17 protein-coding genes are annotated in these 15880 nt (G+C 72.0%); 11 read left to right on the top strand and 6 right to left on the bottom strand.

Features of this window, described 5'->3' with window-relative positions; genetic code table 11:
• Positions 1-48: 48 nt before the first annotated feature.
• Both ACWEN6_RS11695 and ACWEN6_RS11700 read right to left on the bottom strand, forming a co-directional pair.
• Positions 49-477 (bottom strand): nucleoside deaminase, encoded by a 429-nt coding sequence (locus tag ACWEN6_RS11695; protein WP_354839833.1) that lies wholly within the window; start codon positions 475-477, stop codon positions 49-51.
• A gap of 2 nt (positions 478-479) precedes the next feature.
• Entirely contained in the window at positions 480-1328 is an 849-nt protein-coding gene (locus ACWEN6_RS11700; protein ID WP_452570153.1) for an LLM class flavin-dependent oxidoreductase, read from the bottom strand.
• A gap of 105 nt (positions 1329-1433) precedes the next feature.
• On the opposite strand from ACWEN6_RS11700, the gene ACWEN6_RS11705 reads away from it, so the two are divergent.
• The 3 genes from ACWEN6_RS11705 (at position 1434) to ACWEN6_RS11715 (ending at position 3933) form a co-directional block, all read left to right on the top strand.
• Positions 1434-1886, top strand: a complete 453-nt coding sequence (locus tag ACWEN6_RS11705) for an Lrp/AsnC family transcriptional regulator (RefSeq protein WP_452570154.1) — start codon at positions 1434-1436, stop codon at positions 1884-1886.
• 314 nt (positions 1887-2200) lie between these two features.
• A complete protein-coding gene (locus ACWEN6_RS11710; RefSeq protein ID WP_452570155.1) occupies positions 2201-2644 on the top strand; it encodes an RNA polymerase sigma factor in 444 nt (147 codons plus the stop codon).
• Complete coding sequence (locus tag ACWEN6_RS11715) at positions 2632-3933, top strand: LCP family protein (protein WP_452570156.1); 1302 nt, start codon at positions 2632-2634, stop codon at positions 3931-3933. The genes ACWEN6_RS11710 and ACWEN6_RS11715 overlap by 13 nt, the downstream gene beginning before the upstream one ends.
• Before the next feature lie 64 nt (positions 3934-3997).
• Here the strand turns inward: ACWEN6_RS11715 and ACWEN6_RS11720 are convergent, their stop codons facing one another.
• Positions 3998-4894, bottom strand: a complete 897-nt coding sequence (locus tag ACWEN6_RS11720) for a nitroreductase/quinone reductase family protein (protein ID WP_452570157.1) — start codon at positions 4892-4894, stop codon at positions 3998-4000.
• 1062 nt (positions 4895-5956) lie between these two features.
• Between ACWEN6_RS11720 and ACWEN6_RS11725 the strand changes: the two genes are divergently transcribed.
• The 4 genes from ACWEN6_RS11725 (at position 5957) to ACWEN6_RS11740 (ending at position 9317) form a co-directional block, all read left to right on the top strand.
• A complete protein-coding gene (locus ACWEN6_RS11725) occupies positions 5957-6943 on the top strand; it encodes a sulfotransferase (RefSeq protein ID WP_452570158.1) in 987 nt (328 codons plus the stop codon).
• A 398-nt stretch (positions 6944-7341) separates the two neighbouring features.
• Positions 7342-8055 carry a glycosyltransferase family 2 protein gene (locus ACWEN6_RS11730; RefSeq protein ID WP_452570159.1) on the top strand — a complete coding sequence of 238 codons (714 nt, stop codon included), beginning with the start codon at positions 7342-7344 and terminating at the stop codon, positions 8053-8055.
• Positions 8056-8165: 110 nt separating this feature from the next.
• Complete coding sequence (locus ACWEN6_RS11735; protein WP_452570160.1) at positions 8166-8999, top strand: WecB/TagA/CpsF family glycosyltransferase; 834 nt, start codon at positions 8166-8168, stop codon at positions 8997-8999.
• A gap of 126 nt (positions 9000-9125) precedes the next feature.
• Positions 9126-9317, top strand: coding sequence for an HAD hydrolase-like protein (locus tag ACWEN6_RS11740; RefSeq protein ID WP_452570319.1), 192 nt, complete (start codon positions 9126-9128; stop codon positions 9315-9317).
• A gap of 39 nt (positions 9318-9356) precedes the next feature.
• Here the strand turns inward: ACWEN6_RS11740 and ACWEN6_RS11745 are convergent, their stop codons facing one another.
• Together ACWEN6_RS11745 and ACWEN6_RS11750 are read right to left on the bottom strand one after the other, a co-directional pair.
• Positions 9357-10787 (bottom strand): sensor histidine kinase, encoded by a 1431-nt coding sequence (locus ACWEN6_RS11745; RefSeq protein ID WP_452570161.1) that lies wholly within the window; start codon positions 10785-10787, stop codon positions 9357-9359.
• Positions 10784-11434: a response regulator transcription factor gene (locus ACWEN6_RS11750; RefSeq protein ID WP_354839861.1), complete on the bottom strand. Its 651-nt coding sequence runs from the start codon at positions 11432-11434 to the stop codon at positions 10784-10786. The genes ACWEN6_RS11745 and ACWEN6_RS11750 overlap by 4 nt, the downstream gene beginning before the upstream one ends.
• Before the next feature lie 123 nt (positions 11435-11557).
• Here ACWEN6_RS11750 and ACWEN6_RS11755 point away from each other — a divergent pair, with 123 nt between their 5' ends.
• The 4 genes from ACWEN6_RS11755 (at position 11558) to ACWEN6_RS11770 (ending at position 15379) form a co-directional block, all read left to right on the top strand.
• Entirely contained in the window at positions 11558-12097 is a 540-nt protein-coding gene (locus ACWEN6_RS11755; protein WP_452570162.1) for a hypothetical protein, read from the top strand.
• 59 nt (positions 12098-12156) lie between these two features.
• Positions 12157-13383: a peptidoglycan-binding domain-containing protein gene (locus ACWEN6_RS11760; protein ID WP_452570163.1), complete on the top strand. Its 1227-nt coding sequence runs from the start codon at positions 12157-12159 to the stop codon at positions 13381-13383.
• The gene (locus ACWEN6_RS11765; RefSeq protein WP_452570164.1) at positions 13380-14075 is read left to right on the top strand and encodes an ABC transporter ATP-binding protein; all 696 of its coding nucleotides are present in this window, start codon (positions 13380-13382) and stop codon (positions 14073-14075) included. The genes ACWEN6_RS11760 and ACWEN6_RS11765 overlap by 4 nt, the downstream gene beginning before the upstream one ends.
• A gap of 167 nt (positions 14076-14242) precedes the next feature.
• On the top strand, positions 14243-15379 hold the full coding sequence (locus ACWEN6_RS11770) for an ABC transporter permease (protein WP_452570165.1): 1137 nt from the start codon (positions 14243-14245) through the stop codon (positions 15377-15379).
• Between the two features lie 100 nt (positions 15380-15479).
• Here ACWEN6_RS11770 and ACWEN6_RS11775 read toward each other — a convergent pair whose 3' ends face one another.
• On the bottom strand, positions 15480-15857 hold the full coding sequence (locus ACWEN6_RS11775; protein WP_452570166.1) for a hypothetical protein: 378 nt from the start codon (positions 15855-15857) through the stop codon (positions 15480-15482).
• Between the last annotated feature and the right edge of the window lie 23 nt (positions 15858-15880).

A 15880-nucleotide genomic window follows, 5' to 3' on the forward strand; every position in this document is an offset into this window, starting at 1 on the left:
CAGCCGGCCGGCTCGACCGGCCGCGGACCGGCCTCATGAGCGTCGGTGCTAGCGGTAGTAGCCCTCCACCGGGACGCGGGCCTCGTCGAAGAGGGCGGGGCCTTCGGCGGGGGCGTCGGTGAAGGCGGTGCCGGGCGGCTTGAGGGTGTCGAGCTGCTCGCCGGACAGGGCGTAGACCACCCGGCCCAGGCCCGAGCGGGCGATCGCGCCGGCGCACATGCCGCAAGGCTGACAGCTGGTGTACATCGTGGTGGCCGCCGCGGTGGCCGGGTCGAGCTCGCGGGCGGCCCAGCGGGCGAGCTTGAGCTCCGGGTGGGCGGTGATGTCCCGGTCGGTGAGGGAGGTGTTGTGGTCCTCGGCCAGGATGGCGCCGTCCGGGCCTGCGAGCAGCGATCCGAACGGCGGGTTGCCGCCGGCCCGTGCCTTGGCGGCCAGCTCGATGGCCCGGCGCAGCAGTTCTTCGTCCTGGTGTGTCATGGTCAGTCCTCCACGGTCTGTTCGGTCGTGGTCCACCGGCTCGCCACGGTCGCGAGGGCGTGCCAGGCCCGCTCGGGGCGCAGGGTCTCGTCGGGGTCGCCGTCGAACGGGTCGAGGACGACGGTGGTGGCGCCCAGGTCGCGCAGTTCGCGAAGGTCCTCGTCGATCTGCTCGGCGGTTCCCACGCCGGCGAGACGGTCGGAGGAGGCGACGGGCATGTCGGTGACCTGAAGAGCGATGCGCGGCACCAGCTCGGGAACCGGACGTCCCTGCTCGCGGGCGAACTCCCGAATGCGTTCCAGCGCCCCGTGCAGCCATGGCATGGTGAAGCGCAACGGGTGCCATGCCTCGCCGAAGCGGACGGCCCGGCGCATACCGGCGTCGCTGTTGCCGCCGACCCAGATGGGGATGCCCGCCGCCTGGTAGTCCTCCTCGTTCTCCCAGGCGGCGCGGATGGCGCGCAGGTTCTCGTCGGTCAGCGCGCCGCGCCGCTCGTAGGGCACGCCGAGGGCGGCGAACTCCTGTCGGGCCCAGCCGACCCCCACCCCGAGGACCAGCCGTCCGCCGCTGAGCTGGTTGAGGTTGGCGGCCATGCGGGCGGTCAGCAGTGGGTGGCGGTAGGGGAGCAGCAGCACCGTCGTGCCCAGCCGGATCCGGTGGGTAATGCCGGCCAGCCACGCCAGCGTGGTGAACGGCTCGTAGAACGGCGGCGGGTACTGCTCGGCGACGTCCGGCGTCACCACGAGGTGGTCGGAGACCATGAGCAGGTCGAAGCCGAGGCCCTCGACGGTCTGTGCCCACTGCCGTAGCGTTCCGGGGGTGGTGCCGGGGCCGAAATTCGGGACGTTCACGCCTATTCGCACAGCTTAAGGCTAGCCAGCCGCCATGATCGCGGGAAGGGACTGTTCCCGGCGTTGGGGCCGCTCAGCCGGGATATGTGCCGGTATATTCGGCGAATGGCCGTGAATCTTGATGCGACCGACTGGTCCATCCTGGCCGAGCTCCAGCGCGACGGCCGCGTTCCGCTCACCGAACTGGGGCGCCGGGTGAACTTGAGCGCCTCCGCCGTGACCGAGCGGGTGCGGCGGCTGGAGGCCGAGGGCGTCATCACCGGATACCGGGCCGACATCGACCTGCCGAAGGTCGGCCTCGCCGTGCTGGCCATCGTGCGCCTGAAGTACCCCGGCAGCCGTCACGAGCCGCTGCACCGGATGCTGGCGGAACGCCCGGAGATCCTGGAGTGTCTGCGCACCACCGGCGAGGACTGCTACACGCTGAAGGTCGCGGCCACCTCCATGGTCCACATGGAGAAGGTCGTCGACGAACTGGCCGGCTTCGGCAGCACCACGACGAACATCGTCTACAGCCACACCCTCCCCTACCGGGGCCCGCGCACGCCCGGCTCCTAGGTCCGCCCCGCGAAACGGGCGGTGCCGGCGGCGGGACGTGCGCTCGGGCCGTGGGCGTGAACTCGAGCCGTGGGCGTGAACTCGTCCCGGGGGTTGTGGAGAGACATGGGCGACACATCCCCCACGGGAAGGCCGGCTCGATGCCATGGTGCCGACGATGACCGCACCCCCCGCCGCAAGGAGCGTCCTGGACTCGGACCTGATCGCCGAGTCCAGAGGGCGACCGGAGGCGTTCGCGACGCTGTTCGACCGCTACGCCGCGATGCTGTACCGGTGTCTCCCGCAGGCTCGGCCCCGAGGTCGCCGAGGACCTGGTGGGCGAGACGTTCCTCATAGCGTTCGGCCGCCGGGACCACTATGACCTGGCTTATCCCGACGCGCGGCCCTGGCTGTTCGGCATCGTCACCAAGCTGGTGTCCCGGCACCACCGCGCCGAGGCGGCCCGCTACCGCGCCCTGATGCGCAACCCCGTGGACGCCGTCGTGGAGGGTCACGCCGAGCAGGTCGCGAGCGAGGTGACCGCGAGAGCGTCCCGGTCGGTGCTGGCACCGGCGCTCGCGGGGTTGTCCCAAGGTGACCGTGACGTCCTGCTGCTGATCGCCTGGGGGGACCTGTCGTACGAGGAGGTCGCCCATGCGCTCGGCATCCCTATCGGCACGGTCCGCTCGCGCCTCAACCGGGCCAGGCGCAAGGTGCGCGCCGTCCTCGGCGACACCAACCCCATGCACGAGCAGGAGGAGGACCGATGGACGAGCTGAGGGTGCTGCGCGACTTCGGCCGCGACCTGGAGCACGAGCCCCCTGCGACGCTGGCCGGGCAACGCCGCCGGCTCCTCGATGTGATCGCCGCCGCCTCGGAGACGTCCACCGATCGGGCCCCCATCGCCACGGGCGCCACCTCTGACCAGGCCTCCTTTACCACGGACGCTACCTCTGGCCGAGCGTCCTTCTCCACGGACGCCATCTGTGACCGAGCGTCCCTCGCCAAGGGTGCCGCGGCCGATCGGGGTTCGGCCGCCTCGGAAACCCCGGCCACGGTGGCGTTCGGGGGCTCCGGGGCGGGCGCGGGCGGCGGACGGCGCGGACGGTGGGCGGCACTCGCACGGCCCCGGCGCGGGGCGGGGTGGGTGGCGCTCGCGGGGGCCGCCGCCGTCACCGCCGCGTTGGTGATCATGCCCACGGTGCTGCTGCGCGGCGCCACGCCCGCCGGGACGACCGTGGGTGCGCCGACCTGGGACCGGCCCGCGAAGCCGGGCGGCGGCGCGCTCAACGTGCTCGTCCTGGGCTCCGACCAGCGGCCGGGGCCGAAGGGCATGCCCGCCGGCTCCCTCGGCGAGCGGAGCGACGTCATGATGCTGGTGCACGTGGCGGCGGACCGTAAGAAGGTCCAGGCGATCAGCCTGCCCCGGGACTCCATCGTCCGCATTCCGGCGTGCCGGTCGCCGTCCGGGAAGGTCATCCCCGCCCGCACGGACATGATCAACCAGGCGTTCAACGCCGGGGGGCTGAGCTGCGCCTGGAAGACCGTCGAGAGCACCACCGGGGTCCACGTCGACCACGCGGTGGAGATGCGCTTCTCCGGGTTCAAGGACATGATCGACGCGCTCGGGGGGGTGGAGGTCACGCTGCCCACGGCGGTGAAGGACCCCCAATCCAAGCTCGACCTGCCCGCCGGCCGGCAGTTGCTCAGAGGCGAGCAGGCGCTGGCGTACGTGCGGACCCGTTACGCGCTCGGTGACGGGTCCGACATCTCGCGAATTCGTCGGCAGCAGGCGCTCCTGCGTCCTCTGCTGGACCGGGTGCTGGCCAGCGTCGACGAACCGGACAAGCTGCTACCGCTGTTCCAGGCCGCGCGGAGGGCCTTCACCACCGACGTCGACATGGACTTCGACACCTTCCTCACGATCATGCAGGGCGTCCGGGCGAACGGCGTCGGCTCCGTCCGGTTCATGATCGTGCCGGTACGTCCCTACCCTGCCGACCGCCACCACCTCGAATGGGTCCAGCCGGACGCCGCCCGCCTGTTCGCCCAGCTCAGAACGGACTAGACGAATCCGGCGAACCGCCACCCCGGACCGGCCTCCGGGGTGGCGGACTCCGGCGAGGGATCGGTCAGGGGGCGACGCCGTTCAGGAGGGGGATGAGGTGCTCCTCCTCGTAGTCCAGGTGGGCTTCCAGTTCGGCGGTGAGCCGTTCCACGTTGGCGAGCACGGAGGCGGTGTCGGGGGCGGTGGCAGTAGCGGTGCCGGGAACGGTGCCAGGAGTGGTGTCGGGGGCGGTGCCGGGAGCGGACCCCTCGCCCGAGAGCAGGTTTTGCAACTCGTCCAGCAGCCGCTTTATCGTCTCGTGCTCCTCGCGCAGCCGCGCCAGAGGCGAGGCGAGCTCCGGATGCCGCTCGCCGAGGGTGGGGAGCATGTAGGTGTCCTCCATCAGGTGGTGGTGGTGGAGCCCCTGGCAGACGGTCAGGCAGTTGACGCGCAACTGCGCCCCGAGGCTCCGGCCCGACGCGGCGACCTCCTTGCGGATGAGCGCGAGCTCCCGCCGGAAGGCGTCGTGGACGGACTTGAGGAAGTCGCCCGGCGCGCCGGAGGGGGGAGGCGGGCCGAGGGGGCGCAGGGCGACGACCGGGATGATCCGGGAGGTCTTGGCCTGGTAGGCGGCCCATCCCGGGTCCGCCTCGGCGGCGCGGGCGAAGATCTCCTCGCGTTCCTTCCCTTCCAGGACGACCGCGTCCGCCTCGTAGGTGAAGATCCCGTTCTCGACGGTGACCCGTGGATGGGCGAGGAGGTTGTGGTACCAGTCGGGATGCTTCGGACTGCCGGCGGCCGAGGCGATGATGACAAGCCGCTCGCGGTCCGGCAGGTAGGCGACCGGGGTCGTATGACGGGCTCCGGTTCTGGCCCCCGTCGTGGTCAGCAGGAGGAGCCGCGCGTCCTCGAAGAGGCCGCCCACTTTCCCGCGGTTGGCACGGAACTCGTCGATGATCTTCTGGTTCCAGTTTTCGGGCATGGTCAGATCTGCTCCTGGCGTGTTCGGGTCCGCGGACGCGCCGCGGCGATTTCTCGTCCGCGGTCGCGCCGCGGTGATGGGTGAACGGCCGGTGCCCGGCGGGCCTGGGGCGGATCCACGCGCGCCGCGCCGCCGTACGCCCGTGCTGGGAGATCGCCGGACGACGGTGGAGCGGACGTGCGGAACCGCGTCGGCACGCGGTGCACTGCTGTGGCCGTACTGGGGTGGAACGGCGTGACGTCACCGCGCGTGGTCGGGCCGCCGGAGCGGCGCGTCCGTCACCGGCCGGTCAGAAGCGAGGGCGACTCTCCGAGGGAGGCGGGTTTTGTGCCACCCAAAGGAGTTCTGTGCCGCCGGAATCAGCTCTGGACCGCCGGAGGGAGCTTGTGCCACCGGGGGAGGGGACGACGCGCGGGCGCGACGTGATGATCAGGCGCGGCCTGTGGAGTAAGAACTCACGACATCATCCCCTATAGGTCGGGTGCCGCCCTGTCCGTCGCCTACGCGGTCGACGTCACAACGACACGCGGATCATTACAGGCGGTCCCGGCGAATCCTGTCAACCCCCACCATCAATCTCACACCGGCACAAGCGCCCTGGCACACGTCCCCACCACCCACCGGCGCCGGCCTCGCCGTACCCCCATCCCGCCGCCGCGGCGCCGTCAAGGTATCCACGTGGGGTGCGGTGTGACGCTGATGTGGCGCACGCGATGCCGGCTTTGCCGCACTTTCATTCCGCCGCGGCGGCGCCGTCAAGGTGTCCACGTGGGATGCGGTCTGACGTGGGGCACGCGATGCCCGGGATGGCCGCACCCGCATCCCGCAGCCGCGGCGGCGCCGTCGAGCTGTCCACGGGAATGGGGGTGTGGGGCCGATGTGCGATGGCGGGCCGGTCGGCCTGGTCGGACGTTGTCATGGCTCCCGCCGTGTGGTCTTAGGGAGGGCATGGTGGACGGCCGGAAAAGGAGGTAGATCCTTTACTGTTTCGGCACGCTGCGATTACTGTCCGCGCTAATCTGTTCACGTTGTGTAATGGTCGTCCATCGGGGGTCCGTCGCAGTGGCTGTTCGTGTGGTCTTCATCGGTGGGCTGGGGCGCAGCGGGACGACGCTGCTCGAGCGGCTGCTCGGCGAGACGCCCGGCGTCACGCCGCTCGGCGAGGTCGTTCACCTGTGGGAACGCGGTGTGTGCTCGCACGAGCCCTGCGGATGCGGTGAGCCGTTCACCTCGTGCGCGTTCTGGCGAAGGGTCGGCCTGCGCGCGTTCGGCGGGTGGTCCCCGGGCCTGGCCGATCGAGTGCTGACCCTGCGGCGCCGGGTCGACCGCACGCGACACATCCCCGCGCTGGCTCGCCGCCGCTGCCAGGTCGGTCTCAGCGGGTACACCCGGGCCTACACCCGCGTCTACGAGGCGGCCGCGCAGGTCGCCGCCGCCCCGGTCGTGGTCGACTCCAGCAAGCACGCCTCGCTCGCTTTCTGCCTGAGCACCTCCCCGGTCGTCGATCTCAGCGTGGTGCACCTCGTCCGCGATCCCCGGGCGGTCGCGCACTCGTGGCACCGGCGGGTGAGCAGGCCCGAGAACGGCGCCCGCATGACCCGCTGGCGGCCGTGGCGCACCTCCCTTCACTGGGTCGTGCAGAACCTCGCCTTCGAGCTGCTCGCGCGGCGCGGCGGCAGGGTGATCCGCGTCAGGTACGAAGACCTGCTGGCCGATCCGCGTGCAGTGCTGGGCGCCTTGCTCGCCGATCTGCGGCTGGACGGGGGCGACCTGCCGTTCCTGCGTCCTGGGCTCGCCGAACTGTCCAAGTCCCACACCTGCGCCGGCAACCCCATGCGCTTCAGGGCCGGCCCGCTCCAACTCGCGAGGGACGACTCCTGGAGCGACCACCTGGCCTGGCGTCACCGATGGCTCGTCACCGCGCTGACCTGGCCGCTCATGCTTCAGTACGGCTACCGCGTACGCGATCGGCGTGCCGCGGAGCCCGTGCCCGAGCCCGCGGCCGGCCCGTGGCTCACCACCGGCGTCACCGCCCAGGAGTGCCGATGAGCCCGTCGGTCGGCGTGGTCGTCCCCACCCGCGGTGACCGGCCCCGGCTGCTCCGCGCGGCGGTGGCCTCCGTGCTGGCGCAGACCCGCCCCAAGGCCGCGGACGTCATCGTGGTCGTCGACGGTCCCGCTCAGGCGCGGGCGGTCGCCCGACAACTGTCCGACGGCGCGCCCCAGGCGGCGCCGCGCACGGCCCAGCCCGCCGAGGATGCGGTCCAGGTGGTGCTTGATCGGCCGGGTCCTGGGGTGCCGGGAGCGGGGGGCCACCGTGCGTTTCGAGTTGTGGTCGATCGGCCAGATCCTGCGCTGTCGGGACTGGATAGCGGTGCGGTCGGGGTGGTGGTTGATCGGTCTGGTCCTGGGGTGCCGGGGGCGGGGGGTCGTGGTGCGGTCCGGGTGGTGGCCAATCGGTTGAGTCCTGGGCTGCCTGGGGCCCGTAACACCGGCATCGCCGCGCTGGACACCGATCTGGTGGCCTTCTGCGACGACGACGACGTATGGCTTCCCGGCAAGCTGACCGCCCAGCTCGCGGCGCTCGACGCCGACCCGGACGCCGAGTTCGCCGGATGCGCCATCGAGGTCGAGTACGGCTCGCACCGCGTCGTCCGCCTCGCCGGCACCGACCAGGTGACCAGGCGGCATCTCACCCGCTCCCGCATGGTGATGGTGCACTCCTCGACGTTCCTGTTCAGGCGCGGCTCGATCTGGCCGGACGAGAGCGCCCCCGGCGGGCAGAACGAAGACTGGGACCTCGCCCTGCGCGCCGTCGGCCGCCACCCGATCGCCTACGTCGACCGGCCCCTGGTACGGGTCCGCTGGGGCGGTTCCGCTTACGCGACACGGTGGGCCGACCGCATCGCCGGCCTGGAATGGATGCTCGCCCGCCACCCTTACCTGGCCGCCGACCCGCGCGGCGCCGCGCGCATATACGGCCAGCTCGCCTTCCACCACGCGGCGCTCGGACGCCGTGCGGCCGCATGGCGGTGGGCGCGCCGCGCGTTCGCCGCCCGCCGGGGCGAGCCGCGCGTTCCCATAGCCCTCGCGGTGGCCTCCGGCCTGGTCCCCGCGCACACCATGCTGGGCCTGCTGCACACCCGAGGGCACGGCATCTGATGACGCCCCGCACACTTCCCGGTCACCCTCTTGTCGCAGACATCGCGGAAGCCGCCGGAGGCTCCGGTTCGGTGGCCATCGCGGGAGCCGCCGGTTCGGCGGGTACCGCCATGTCCTCAGGGGCTGCCGGAGCCGTCGGCGGTGCCGTTGGCGCGGGGCTCGACGGCCGGGCGCGGGTCACGGTGGCGGGGGTCACGGTCGACACGCTCACCGAGGAGCAGGTGGTCGAGCATGTCGTCACGGCCCTGCGGCAGGGGCGGGGCGGGCACGTCGTGACCCCGAACGTCGACATCTGCCGGGCCTGCTCCCGCGACCCCGAGGTGCGGGCCATCGTCGAGGGCGCCGACCTCGCCGTGCCGGACGGCATGCCGCTGGTCTGGGCGTCCAAGCTGCTGGGCACCCCGGTGCCCGAGCGCATCACCGGGGCCGATCTGATCTGGTCGCTGTCGGCGGCGGCCGCGTCCGCCGGGCTGTCGGTCTACCTCGTCGGAGGGCTTCCCGGCGTCGCCGTACGCGCCGCCGAGGTGCTGAGCGACCGTCATCCGGGGCTGCGCGTCGCCGGGGTGGTGTCGCCTCCGTTCGGGTTCGAGACCTCGGCGGAAGGGCTCGCCGCCGTGCGGGAGGCGTTGCTGCGAGCCCGTCCCGACCTGGTGTTCGTGGGTCTGGGCTTCCCCAAGCAAGATCGCCTCATCGGCCTGCTCCGCGCCGACCTCCCTCAGGCGTGGTTCGTCGGCTGCGGCTCGGCCATCGGGTTCGCCGCCGGGGCGGTGCGGAGGGCGCCCGAGTGGATGCGGCGCTCCGGCCTCGAATGGCTGTTCCGCCTGGCCGCCGAGCCGGGCCGGCTCGCCCGTCGTTACCTGGTCGACGATCTTCCCTTCGCGCTGCGCCTGCTCACTTCGTGCCTCCTCCGGCACGCCGCCCACACGCTCAGGCCGGACCGCTAGAACGCGTCCGACGATTGGAGGTGACGGAGCCGACGCGTCAGGGCTCCGATGGTGGGTCACCACGCCTGACCACGAGGGATCATCTTCGTACTCTTCTACGAGATTTGTGCGACGAAGCCCGATCCGATCTTCCGGGTCGCTTGCGACGAATTCGGTCTAGCGCCTGACAGTGTTCTCATGGTCGGTGACGACCATGAGGCCGATACGGGGGCCGCCGCACTTGGCTGTCCGGTGCATCTCGTTGAGCCGCTACCTGTTGGCGCTCGCCCGGACTCCCTGACGCGTGTTCTGGATCTGTTCGTGGATGGCCAACGCTGATTCTTGGGCTGCGTGGCCCGGCCGCTGGTGCGGTGGCCCTCACCTTCGCCGGGCCGCCTCCCCTTCAGCCCGGTTCGATGCCGGCAGCGTGACGGTGACGGCCAGTCCGCTGCCCTCGGCGTTCGGCGCCGCCGTCACCGTGCCGCCGTGCGCGTGCACGATGGACCTGACGATGGCCAGGCCCAGACCGGTCGACCGGGAGCCCGCGGCACGGCCGGACGCCAGCCGCTGGAACGGCTCGAACAGCCGGTCGACCTCCGCGGGAGGGATGACGTCACCACTGTTGCGCACCGTGACCACCGCTACCCCGCCGGCCGCGCCGCGATCGTCGGCCATGTCGCGATCGTCTACCATGTCGCATCCATAGGTCACGTCGCGACCGTCGACCATGCCGCGTCCGTCGACCACGTCGCGTCCGTCGACCACGTCGCGTCCATCGGCCACGTCGCGTCCATCGGCCATGCCGCGTCCGTCGACCGCATAACGACCGTCGATCGCTTCACGACCGTTGGCCGCGCCGTGGCCGGTGGTGACCTCGACCCAGCCGCCTTCCCGGTTGTGCCGGATCGCGTTGTCCACCAGGTTGCGCACCAGGCGTTCGAGCAGGACCGGGTCGCCGTCGACCAGGGCGGGACGCAGGTCGGTGGTGACGTCCAGGCCGGCGCGCTCGGCCTCGTCGTCCGCCTCGCTCACCGCGACGGCCGCCGCCACCGCCAGGTCGTATGGCTCGTGGGCGATGACGCCGCTGTCGCTGCGGGCCAGTGCCAACAGGCCGTCCAACAGCCGTTCGGCTCGGCCGGCCGCGGTCAGCGCGTTGTGTGCCATGGCCTCCCACTGGGCGGGCGTGCTCTCCCGCTTGCCGAGCAGCACCTCGGCACCTGTACGGACGATCGCGAGCGGGGTGCGCAATTCGTGCGAGGCGTCGGCGACGAACCTCCGCTGGCTGTTGAACGAGGCTTCCAGCCTGGCCACCATCTCGTCGAAGGTGTCGGCCAGTTCCTTGAGCTCACCGCGCGGACCGGTGAGCGCGACGCGCTCGTGCAGCCGGTCCTGGGAGATCCGCCGGGTCGTGGCGGTGAGCGTCCGCAGCGGCCGGAGCATGCGCCCGGCGACGACCCAGGAAACTCCGAGTCCCAGCATGGCGGTGACCGCCAGTGCGATCGCCGAGGTTCCGGCGCTCTTCAGCAGCGTGTCGGCCCGCAGCCGGTCGAGTCCGCTCTGCTTGATCTCGTCGAACCTCGCGGGGTCGCCGGCGCTGGACTTCTCGTCCCTCAGCAGCGAGTCCTCCCCGGCCGAGGCGTCGCCTGTCGCCCCGGCCGGGGGGCGGCGTCCGATGCTGTCGGTGTACAGGCTCTGGTAGAGCAGGGCGTAGTTCAGCGCGAGGAGCGCCGCGCAGGTCCCCACGAGCACGACCGCGTAGACGAGGGTCAGCCGCAGCCGGATCGACGGGTGCCTTCGGCGGCGCCTCACAGCCGGTACCCCGCGCCGATGACGGTCTCGATCAGCGGTGGGTCGCCCAGTTTGCGGCGCAGCCGGGCGATGGTGACCCGCACGGTCGCGGTGAAGGGGTCGGCGTGCTCGTCCCATGCCCGTTCCAGCAGGTTCTCGGCGCTGACCATGCCTCCGTCGGCGCTCATGAGGATCTCCAGCACGGCCAGTTCCTTGGTGGTCAGCGGGATGATCCGACCGTCGCGGGTGACGACGCGCCGCGCGGTGTCGAAGGTGAGGCCGGCGCGCCGCAGGACCCGTGGAGCGTTGTTGGCGCGACGGGCCAGCGCGCGGATCCGCAGCACCAGCTCGTCGAAGACGAACGGCTTGGCCAGGTAGTCGTCGGCGCCGAGGATCAGGCCGGCGACCCGGTCCGCCGCCTCGCCCGCCGCGGTGAGCATGAGCACGCGGGCGTCGGCGCCCCCCGCGGCCAACGCGGTGCACACCTGGTCGCCGTGGACGAGCGGCAGGTCGCGGTCGAGCACGATCACGTCGTACCGGTTCGCGCCGGCCTTGTGCAGGCCGTCGAGCCCATCGGCCGCGAGGTCGACCGCGATGCCCTGATCCCGTAGCCCGTCGGCGACCTGTTCGGCCAGCAGTACCTCATCCTCGATCAGCAGCACTCGCACGCCTGCACCCTCCCTGACCGGCAGTATTCGCGATCGCGCATTACACCGGTGTTACCCGCTCTGTGACGACGGGGTTTCCGGCGTCCTGCTCCACTGGGCCGACAGGACCAGAGGAGAACACCGATGAGAACGCAATTACTGGCCGGCTGCCTGCTACCGCTCTTGCTAGTGGCGACGGCCGCCTGTACCCGACCGGCCGATGGCGAGCACGTCGCCTCGGCGGGCGGCTCGGCCGCGCCGGCGGCGACGGCGAGCCTCAGCCTCCTGGACCAGGGAATCAGGTGGGCGCGGTGCATGCGAGAGCACGGGGTGCCGCAGCCGGATCCGGTGGTCAATCACGGTGACGGCATCCGTTACCAGGGGCTCGCCAAGGACGCGGTGGACAGCAACGTGCTGGAGAAGGCACAGCAGGCGTGCGAGAGCCTCCGCCCCGTCCTGCCGGCCGACGTGCGGCAGTTGAAGCAGGGGCTGTCGCGCGTGCTCGCCCAGTGCATGCGGGAACAGGGGGTGGCGGACTTTCCTGATCCGGAGCCCGACGGCCACTTCGAGATCGAACCGTCGGTGGAGAACGACCCGCGGTTCCCCGCGGCGAAGGAGACCTGCGACGCGCGGGAGGACGCGGCAGCCGCGTCGGCGCGGCCGAGCTCGCGGCAGAGCCCGTGAGCGGCGTGGCGCCGGCGAGCGACAGAGAACGGACGGGCGATGTGGCGCCGGCGGGTGACGTGAAATGGGCGGGCGATGTGGCGTCGGCGGACGACGCCGTGCCCGCGAGCGACGTCGAACGGGCGGGTGACGGCGAAGGGCCGGACGACGCCGTGCCGGTGAGCAGCCGCGCCGCCCGGCGGAGGCGCGGCGGGCGGCGCGGCGGGACCGTCGCGGTGCTCGGCGCGGTCGTGCTCGCGGCAGGTGCGGCGACCGCGGGCGCGGTCGGATTCGGGGGCGGCGGCGGTGGGTTCGGCGGTGGGTTCGGCGGCGGGGGCGGCACGGGTGCGCCGGCCGCGGCGAACCTGCCGCCCGCCACCGCGCAAGTGACCCGGATGACGATGCTGGACACCGACGAGGTACCAGGTGATCTGGGCTACCGTGCCGAGACCGCTCTGGCCGGCCGGATCGCGGGTGTCGTCACCAAGATGCCTCTGCCCGGCGACGTCATCGCCAGGGGCCGGCGGATCTATCGGGTGGACGACACACCGGTCGTGCTCATGTACGGCGACGTCGCCGCCTACCGGACGCTCGCTCCAGGCGTCACCGGCGCGGACGTGCGGCAGCTCGAACGCAACCTCAAGACGCTCGGCTATGGCGGATTCACGGTGGACAAGACCTACACGTGGAGCACCTCGGTCGCGGTGCGGCGATGGCAGAAGCATCTCGGCCTGCCGCGAACCGGCCAGGTCGAGCTGGGGCGGGTGGTGTTCGCCCCGGGCAGGATCCGGATCGACGCCGTCTCGGCGGGGGTGAACCGGTCCACCGGCGGCGGGCAGGAGGTTTTGCGGTATACCGGGACCGGCCGCCAGGTGACCGCCCGGCTGGAGGTGTCCAAGCAGCGGCTGGCCCGCAAGGGGGTCCGGGTACGGGTCCAGATGCCCGACGGCCGGAAGGTCGCCGGCCGGGTGGAGCGGGTCCGTACGGTGGTCCTGCGGCCGACCGGCTCCGGAGGGCGGGCGGAGACCTCGATCGAGACGATCATCGCGCTGCGCGATGCCAAGGTGGCCGCGGGGATCGAGGTGGCCGTGGTCAGCGTGGTATTCACCGCGGCCGAGCGCGAGGACGTGCTCACCGTGCCCGTCGCGGCGCTCGTGGCGCTGGCCGAGGGCGGCTACGGCGTCGAGGTCGTCGAGGGATTCGCCACGCGCTACGTCAAGGTGAAGACCGGCCTGTTCGCGAACGGCCGGGTCGAGATCACCGGCGACGGGCTGCGCGAGGGCACGACCGTGGGGATGCCGCGATGATCGAACTGACCGACGTCACGAAGGTGTACCCCGGCGGTGTGCGGGCGCTCGCCGGCGTCACCCTGACCATTGGCGCCGGCGAGCTGGTCGCGGTGGTCGGCCCGTCCGGCTCGGGTAAGTCCACCATGCTGCACGTGCTGGGCACGCTCGACCGGCCCACTTCCGGCCGGGTGGTGGTCGACGGCCGCGACGTGTCGCGGCAGTCCGACCGGCAGTTGTCGGCGCTGCGCGCGACCCGCATCGGCTTCGTGTTCCAGCAGTTCCACCTGGCCTCGGGCGTGCCGGCCCTGGACAACGTGGCCGACGGCCTGCTCTATGCCGGGGTCGGCCTGAGGGAGCGGCGACGGCGGGCCGGGGCGACGCTGGAGCGGGTGGGCCTCGGACACCGGCTCGACCACGAGCCGCATGAATTGTCCGGTGGTGAGAGGCAGCGGGTGGCGATCGCCCGGGCGGTGATCGGCGACCCCGCGCTGCTGCTCGCCGACGAGCCGACCGGCAATCTCGACTCCGCCTCAGGTGAAGGGATCATGGCCGTGCTGCGGGAACTGCACGCCGCCGGCACGACGGTCGTGGTCATCACGCATGACCTGGACATCGCGGCCGGGCTGGACCGGCAGGCGCTGATGCGCGATGGCAGGGTGGTCGGCGACACCGTCACCTTGCCGCGCGAGGGGGAAGTGACCGCGTCATGACGGGCCGGCAGACCCACTCCTGGCTCTCACCTACCCGGTGGACTCGCTCCTGGCTCTCACTTACCCAGTGGGCCCGCTCTCGGCCCACACCTGCAGGTCAGACCCGCCCCCGGCTCACGCCCGCACGGCTGTCCCCGCGTGAGGTGGTCCGGGTCGGCGCGGCCGGCTTGCGCAACCGGCCGACCCGGGCACTGCTCTCGGCGCTGGGCATCGCGATCGGCATCGCCGCCATGGTCGCGGTGGTGGGCATCTCGTCGTCCTCGCGCGAACAGCTCGAACGGCAGCTCGCCGCGCTCGGCACGAACCTGCTCACGGTCGTCCCCGGACAGACCTTCGACGGTCAGGAGGCGAAGCTTCCCGCCGAGGCCGAGACCATGATCGCGCGGATCGGACCGGTCACCGCCGTCTCCGCCACCGGGGCGATCCGCGACGCCAAGGTGTACCGCTCGGACAGGATTCCCAAGGTGGAGACCGGCGGGCTGACCGTGTCGGCCGCCCGAGCGAGCCTGCCGGGGACCGTCGGTGCGACGCTGCGCAACGGCGTCTGGCTGAACGGCGGCACCGGCCGGTACCCGGCCGCGGTGCTCGGCGCCGACGCGGCCGGGCGGCTCGGCATCGGCCCAGCCAGGCCGGAGACGATGATCCTGGTCGGCGGCGAGCGGTTCACCGTGATCGGCGTGCTCGACAGGGCGAAGCTCGCACCCGAGCTCGACACGGCCGTCTTGATCGGCTGGCCGGCCGCCACCGACCTGTTCCGCTTCGACGGGCGGGCGACCACCGTCTACACCCGGTCGCGGGACAGTCAGGTCGAGGCGGTGCGCGCCGTTCTGGCGGCCACCGCCAACCCGCAGGCGCCTGGTGACGTCAGCGTGTCCCGGCCCTCGGACGCCCTGGCCGCGAGCCGGGCGGCCAACGCCACCCTGAACGGACTGCTCCTCGGCCTCGGCGCGGTGGCACTGCTGGTGGGAGGCGTCGGGGTTGCCAACACGATGGTGATCTCGGTGCTGGAGCGCCGGTCCGAGATCGGCCTGCGCCGTTCGCTCGGCGCCACCCGAGGGCAGATCCGGACGCAGTTCCTCGCCGAGTCGCTGCTGCTGTCCGCGCTCGGCGGCATCGGCGGGGTACTCCTGGGCATCGCGGTGACCACCGGCTACGCCGCCTACCAGAGCTGGCCGACCGTCGTGCCGGCGTGGGCGACGACCGGCGCGCTCGCCGCCACCGTGCTCATCGGCGGCGTGGCCGGGCTCTACCCCGCGATCCGCGCGGCCCGGCTGTCCCCGACAGAAGCGCTGGTGATGGTCTGAGTCCGTCCGCGCGGCCCGGTTGTCCTCGACGGAGGCGCTGGTGATGACCTGAGTCTGCCCAGGCGGCCTGGCTGTGACTTCGTCGGAGCGCTGGGACGATCTACGTTTGGACGACTATGGCGAGGGCGTTCGGGGCGGTGCTCCTGGTCGTGTGGCCCTTTCCCGTGGTGTCCTCGATCATGATCACGTCCCCGGTCGTGAACGTACGCGTCTCGCCGTCGCTGACGGTCACCTCGATCGCGCCGCTCATCATCACCATGAGCTGCTCGCGCGGCGCGGGATGCGCCTCGCTCGACCAGTTGTCGGGCAGGGCGAGGAACATCGAGCGCGCCGCCGCCGTGGGCGGCGAGACGAGGATGGCGGGGGCCGGCGGGGCGAACTCGGCCAGGCCGAGCGTCATGCTGTCGTCGGTGAAGTGGGATTCGCCGTCCTCGTCGGCGTGCAGCCGGACGACGGGGACCGAGTGGTTCTCGTTCATGCCGTCTATCCTCTGACCAGCAT

This window comes from Sphaerisporangium sp. NPDC004334 (genome assembly GCF_053602655.1).

What these genes read in the sequence shown, in the direction of transcription:
- ACWEN6_RS11695 (WP_354839833.1), bottom strand. Translation starts at nt 477, where the DNA reads ATGACACACCAGGACGAAGAACTGCTGCGCCGGGCCATCGAGCTGGCC.
- ACWEN6_RS11705 (WP_452570154.1), top strand. Translation starts at nt 1,434, where the DNA reads ATGGCCGTGAATCTTGATGCGACCGACTGGTCCATCCTGGCCGAGCTC.
- ACWEN6_RS11715 (WP_452570156.1), top strand. Translation starts at nt 2,632, where the DNA reads ATGGACGAGCTGAGGGTGCTGCGCGACTTCGGCCGCGACCTGGAGCAC.
- ACWEN6_RS11720 (WP_452570157.1), bottom strand. Translation starts at nt 4,894, where the DNA reads ATGCCCGAAAACTGGAACCAGAAGATCATCGACGAGTTCCGTGCCAAC.
- ACWEN6_RS11735 (WP_452570160.1), top strand. Translation starts at nt 8,166, where the DNA reads ATGTCCTCAGGGGCTGCCGGAGCCGTCGGCGGTGCCGTTGGCGCGGGG.
- ACWEN6_RS11755 (WP_452570162.1), top strand. Translation starts at nt 11,558, where the DNA reads ATGAGAACGCAATTACTGGCCGGCTGCCTGCTACCGCTCTTGCTAGTG.
- ACWEN6_RS11765 (WP_452570164.1), top strand. Translation starts at nt 13,380, where the DNA reads ATGATCGAACTGACCGACGTCACGAAGGTGTACCCCGGCGGTGTGCGG.
- ACWEN6_RS11775 (WP_452570166.1), bottom strand. Translation starts at nt 15,857, where the DNA reads ATGAACGAGAACCACTCGGTCCCCGTCGTCCGGCTGCACGCCGACGAG.